Consider the following 783-nt stretch of genomic DNA (forward strand, 5'->3'; position numbering starts at 1 on the left):
GGGAAGGTGTGGTGGCACAGTGGGCAGGTACCGACCCAACGGGCAAGTGCGCGTTGGAGTTCGCGGAGAACGCCGTACAGGGTCAGTCCTGCCCAGCTGCTTTTGGGTCGGTGAGCCGGAGGGTGGTGAGGAACAGGTGGGCGGCGGTGACCAGGGTGGCGTGGTGGTGCCAGCCCAGCCAGGAACGACCTTCGAAATGATCCAGTCCGAGACCGGTTTTCAGCTCCCGGTAGTCGTGCTCGACGCGCCAGCGGATCTTCGCCAGCCGTATCAGCTCGGGCAGCGGGATGTCCTCGGGGAGGGTGGAGAGCCAGTAGTCGGTCGGCTCATCCGCTCCGGTCGGCCACTCGGCGAGCAACCACACCGCGGGCAGGGCGCCGTCCTCGGCGCGGGGGATGTCCCGGTTCGCCGGACGGACCCGCAACACGGCGAACCGCGAGCGCATCGACGCGGTCGGGTTGGTGGGGTCGGCCTTGCTTCCCTTGCGCCAGGTCACGGTGCGCAGGGACTTGCGTCCGGCAGCGAGGACGAGGTCCTTGCAGGTCGTGTGCGGGCCGTAACGGGGCGTCGACGGGCGCCCGCGGCCGCTGTAGGCCGCAGTCTCCGGGACCGCGTCGCCGGGATGGGCGCTGGTCGCGCCCTTGACGGCGACGACGTAGTCGATGCCCCGCTCGGTCAGCGCCAGCCGGAAGGCGGTGGTGTCGCCGTATCCGGCGTCCGCGACCACAACCGGCGGGATCCGGCCCCACTCGGTCAGCTCGTCGATCATCTCGATCGCCATCT

1 protein-coding gene is annotated in these 783 nt (G+C 70.0%); it reads right to left on the reverse strand.

What is annotated here, in order from left to right:
• Positions 1 to 82: 82 nt before the first annotated feature.
• A partial coding sequence (locus QM806_RS40890; protein ID WP_283295044.1) for an IS701 family transposase occupies positions 83 to 783 on the reverse strand: 701 nt, incomplete at its 5' end.

The organism is Rhodococcus sp. IEGM 1351 (assembly GCF_030056875.1).
GTDB classification, from domain to species: domain Bacteria; phylum Actinomycetota; class Actinomycetes; order Mycobacteriales; family Mycobacteriaceae; genus Rhodococcus_F; species Rhodococcus_F opacus.